Annotated in this window: 5 protein-coding genes; 1 reads left to right on the top strand and 4 read right to left on the bottom strand. The window is 69.2% G+C overall.

Translation table 11 applies throughout. The annotated features are described in order from the left end of the window. Positions 1 to 908: LysR family transcriptional regulator (locus FFS27_RS29255; RefSeq protein WP_137952394.1), on the bottom strand; the 908-nt coding region annotated here is incomplete at its 3' end. 273 nt (positions 909 to 1,181) lie between these two features. Between FFS27_RS29255 and fpr the strand changes: the two genes are divergently transcribed. Next, a complete protein-coding gene (fpr, locus tag FFS27_RS29250; RefSeq protein WP_003091832.1) occupies positions 1,182 to 1,958 on the top strand; it encodes a ferredoxin-NADP reductase in 777 nt (258 codons plus the stop codon). An 82-nt stretch (positions 1,959 to 2,040) separates the two neighbouring features. Here fpr and FFS27_RS29245 read toward each other — a convergent pair whose 3' ends face one another. From FFS27_RS29245 to FFS27_RS29235, 3 genes are read right to left on the bottom strand one after another with little or no spacing between them, the layout of a single operon-like run. Beyond that, positions 2,041 to 2,577 (bottom strand): nitrous oxide reductase accessory protein NosL, encoded by a 537-nt coding sequence (locus tag FFS27_RS29245; RefSeq protein WP_003091829.1) that lies wholly within the window; start codon positions 2,575 to 2,577, stop codon positions 2,041 to 2,043. 16 nt (positions 2,578 to 2,593) lie between these two features. Next, the gene (locus FFS27_RS29240; RefSeq protein WP_003122216.1) at positions 2,594 to 3,421 is read right to left on the bottom strand and encodes an ABC transporter permease; all 828 of its coding nucleotides are present in this window, start codon (positions 3,419 to 3,421) and stop codon (positions 2,594 to 2,596) included. Further along, on the bottom strand, positions 3,412 to 4,326 hold the full coding sequence (locus FFS27_RS29235; protein ID WP_023100888.1) for an ABC transporter ATP-binding protein: 915 nt from the start codon (positions 4,324 to 4,326) through the stop codon (positions 3,412 to 3,414). The genes FFS27_RS29240 and FFS27_RS29235 overlap by 10 nt, the downstream gene beginning before the upstream one ends. Positions 4,327 to 4,341 lie beyond the last annotated feature (15 nt).

Here is a 4,341-nt window from a genome sequence, read left to right as displayed (position 1 = left end):
ACGATCTCGTCGCTGCGGCTGATCCCGGCGGTCTCGCTGCGGCACAGGTCGAGGAACTCGCGCATGGTCGCGGTCTGGTACTTCTGCTTGTGCCAGATGAAGTAGAACTGCCGGCGCAGGTCCAGGCCGGGCGTTTCTACCGGCACCAGGCTGCCGCGGCGGAAAGCGTCGCGCAGGGCCAGGCGGGAAATGCAGCCGATGCCCAGACCGGACTCCACGGCACGCTTGATCGCCTCGGTGTGCTCCAGCTCCAGGCGGATGTTCAGCGGCCGCGGGTGATGACGCATGGCCTGGTCGAAGGTCAGGCGGGTGCCGGAGCCCTGCTCGCGGAGGATCCAGGCCTCCCGCGTCAGCCGTTCCAGGTCGGCGCCGCCCCGCCGCGCCAGCGGATGCTGGGGGGCGCAGAACACCACCAGTTCGTCCTCCATCCAGGGTTGCACCTCGATGTCCGGATGCCGGCAGTCGCCCTCGATCAGGCCCAGGTCCAGCTCGTAGTGGGCGACCTGCTGCACCACCTGGGCGGTGTTGTGCACGTGCAGGCGCACCCGACAGTCCGGCTGGCGCTGCATGAAGGCGCCGATCAGCAGCGTGGCCAGGTAGTTGCCGATGGTCAGGGTGGCGCCGAGGTCGAGGGAGCCGAAGGCGGTCTTGCCGTTGAGCAGGTTCTCGATTTCCTCGCCGCGGTCGAGCAGCGCCACCGCCTGCGGCAGCAGTTGGCGGCCGAGGGCATTGAGGGTCAGGCGCTTGCCGGCGCGGTCGAACAGCTTGCAGTCGAACTGCCGCTCCAGCTCGCCGAGCGAGGTGCTGGTCGCCGACTGCGACAGCGACAGCCCCTCGGCGGCGCGGGAGACGCTCTCCTGCTGGGCCACGGCGACGAACACCTCGAGCTGGCGGAGGGTGAATTTCATCCAGGCTTCCTCGTCTAGAGCGAAAGGCCCCGCGACATTTTGCCGTTCCGTCGGCGGGGTTGGCTCGGTTATCCTTGCGCCCCGTCCGCGGGAGCGATGGGAGCCCTCGGCGGCCGGCGGCCGACCGATATCGTGTTATCCCATATCCATATTCTGGATAAGCATTATCCAGACAATTCATTTTGCGGATATTTTGGCAACCGATAAAATGCCGCGCAACTGCGTCACGTCTGCTGCTGTTGGTGTGCGCCCGCGTTTTCCTAGGAGTCTTTGATGAGCAATCTGTACACCGAGCGCGTTCTCAGCGTGCACCACTGGAACGACACCCTGTTCAGCTTCAAGACCACCCGCAACCCGGGTCTGCGCTTCAAGACCGGCCAGTTCGTGATGATCGGCCTGGAAGTCGACGGTCGCCCGCTGATGCGCGCCTACAGCATTGCCAGCCCGAACTACGAAGAGCACCTGGAGTTCTTCAGCATCAAGGTCCCGGACGGCCCGCTGACCTCGCGCCTGCAGCACCTGAAGGAAGGCGACGAGCTGATGGTCAGCCGCAAGCCGACCGGCACCCTGGTGCACGACGACCTGCTGCCCGGCAAGCACCTCTACCTGCTCAGCACCGGCACCGGCATGGCGCCCTTCCTCAGCGTGATCCAGGACCCGGAAACCTACGAGCGCTACGAGAAGGTGATCCTGGTCCACGGCGTGCGCTGGGTCAGCGAACTGGCCTACGCCGACTTCATCACCAAGGTCCTGCCGGAACACGAGTACTTCGGCGACCAGGTGAAAGAGAAGCTGATCTACTACCCGCTGGTGACCCGCGAGCCGTTCCGCAACCAGGGCCGCCAGACCGACCTGATGCGCAGCGGTAAGCTGTTCGAGGACATTGGCCTGCCGCCGATGAATCCGCAGGACGACCGTGCGATGATCTGCGGCAGCCCGAGCATGCTGGAAGAGACCAGCGCCGTGCTCGACAGCTTCGGCCTGAAGATCTCGCCGCGCATGGGCGAGCCGGGCGACTACCTGATCGAGCGCGCCTTCGTCGAGAAGTAGGCCTCCGCCGCGCCTCGTCGCGCCAGGCGAAGAAAGCCCCTGCCGTATCCGCGGCAGGGGCTTTCTGCTTTCCGGCCCCCGCTCAGTGCGCCGGGTGCCGGTGCGGGTGGTCGCCGCCCACGCCTTGCAGCACCGCCTGGTCGATCTCGTCGAAGCGCAGTACCCGGCCGCCTTCCTCGGCCGCCAGGCGCGTCGCGGCCTCTTCGTCGGCGAACGAGGCGAGGGTGGCGCCCATGCCGCCCGGCCGCTGGATGCCGACCACGTAGTAGGCGCGGGTGGCGTCGATCAGGCGGGCGTCGTCGGGGTGCCGCCAGTCGGCCTGGCTCATGTCGTGGACATACAGGCGCGCCTGGCCCTGGCGGTTTTCCGGTTGCAGCCACCAGCCGAACAGTTCGGCGGTGGAGCAGAACTTGCGCACCGCGCCGGGAAGCACCGCCTCGCCTTTGGGACCGGGCATTTCCTCGATGAGCATGCCGCAGACGTGGCATTCGTCGCCGCTGGCGATCGGCACCGGGCCGAGTGCCGTGGCGTCGTCCCGCGACGCATCGCAGCCGGCCAGCAGCAGGCCGAGCAGGAGCGTGCCGAGCAGAGGGCGCAGGGGGAGGGTATGACGTTGCATGGCGGAACCTCGTGAGTCAGATGGGGCGGCGGCGGAACAGGCCGTGGGCCAGCGCCAGGGCAGCGCAGGCCCAGAGGGCCAGGGCCAGCCAGAGGGCGCTGGCGGACACCGGCAGGTCGCTGGCCAGGGGAACCACCCCGCCGGCGGCGGCTGCGTCGAAGCCGGACAGGTTGATCAGCCGGTAGAGATCGGTCGGGTTGAGCAGCAACAGCCAGGGCAACAGCCGCGGGCTCAGGTGACCCTGGCTGAGGACCAGGATCGCCAGCAGGGCCAGGTCGAACAGCAGGACGAAGAAGAACCACAGGCCGAGCGCCTGCCCGGCGGCGCTGGATTTCTCGCTGGCGCGGCTGCTCAGGGCGTAGGCCAGGGCGAGGAACACGCAGCCGAGCAGCAGCGAGGAACCCATGAAGCGGCCGAAGGCGCCCAGCAGGATGGCCGCCTCGACCTCCGGCACCAGCACGAGGATCGCCAGCGCCGCGCTGCCGAAGCCGATCAGGGTGGCCAGGGCGAGGATCAGGCCGTGACCGAGGAACTTGCCGAGCAGCAACTGGCCGCGCCCCAGCGGGTAGGTCAGGAGCAGCAGCAGGGTGCCGCCTTCCTCCTCGCCGACGATGGCGTCGTAGGCCAGCAGCAGGGCGATCAGCGGCATCAGGAAGGTGGCCAGGCTGGTCAGGCTGGCGACCGTCGCCGGCACCGAGGTGAAGCCGACCTGGCCGGCCGCGGCGGCGCCGAACCAGGCGATGCCCACCGAGAGCAGGGCGAACAGCAGGCTGATCGCCAGCAGCCAGCGATTGCGCAGGCCGTCGGCCAGTTCCTTGCGGGCGATGGTCCAGACTACGGGCATGGCGTGGCTCCGGCGGGGGCGGGGGACATGTGGTGGCGATAGAGGTCCTCCAGCGACGGCGGCAGGATCTCCAGGTCGAACTCGCGCGCGGCCAGCAGCGCTTCCAGTACGCCGTCGCGCTCGGCATCGTCCAGCAGTACCTCGATGCGCTGGCCGTCCAGTCTCCGCGCCGCCAGGCCGGCCCGGTGCCAGCGTTCGAGCCACTGCGGGTTATGCGGGCTGGCCAGGCGCACGCGGGTCGGCAGAGCCGCCTTGCGGCGCAGTTCGGCGAGGCTGCCGGCCACTTGCAGGCGGCCGCCGGCGAGAATCGCGGCGCGGTCGATGTGCGTCTCGACGCCGGGCAGCACATGGGAGCAGAGGACGATCCCGGTGCCCTGGCCGCGCAGGCGGTCGAGCAATTGGTAAAGCTCGACGGTGGCCAGCGGGTCGAGGCCCACCGTCGGTTCGTCGAGCAGCAGCAGGCGCGGTTCGCCGAGCAGCGCCTGGGCCAGGCCGAGGCGCTGGCGCATGCCCTTCGAGTAGGTTTTCAGGCGCCGCCTGGCGGCATGGCCGAGGCCGACCTGTTCCAGCAGGCGCGCGGTCTCGGCCGGCGCCACGCCCTTGAGGCGGGCGAAGTGGCGCAGGGTTTCCGCGCCGCTGAGCTGCGGGTAGAAGGTCACGTTCTCCGGCAGGTAGCCGAGCTGGCGGCGCGCCTCCAGGCTTCTTGCATCGTGGCCGAGGACCCGCACGCGGCCTTCGCTGGGGGCCAACAGGCCGAGGACCAGCTTGATGGTGGTGGTCTTGCCGGCGCCGTTGTGGCCGAGCAGGCCGAGCACCTCGCCGGGCTCCAGGCGCAGGTCGAGCCCGCTCAGGGCGGTGAGGGCGCCGTAGCGCAGGGTCGCGCCGTCGATCTCGACCAGGCTCATGGCCTCGGCTCCGCG

The sequence above is a fragment of the Pseudomonas sp. 2VD genome (assembly GCF_005503585.1).
Taxonomy (GTDB): domain Bacteria; phylum Pseudomonadota; class Gammaproteobacteria; order Pseudomonadales; family Pseudomonadaceae; genus Pseudomonas; species Pseudomonas aeruginosa.
The sequence above is the reverse complement of the archived record's forward strand: the minus strand, read 5'-3'. Positions and strand labels throughout refer to the sequence as shown.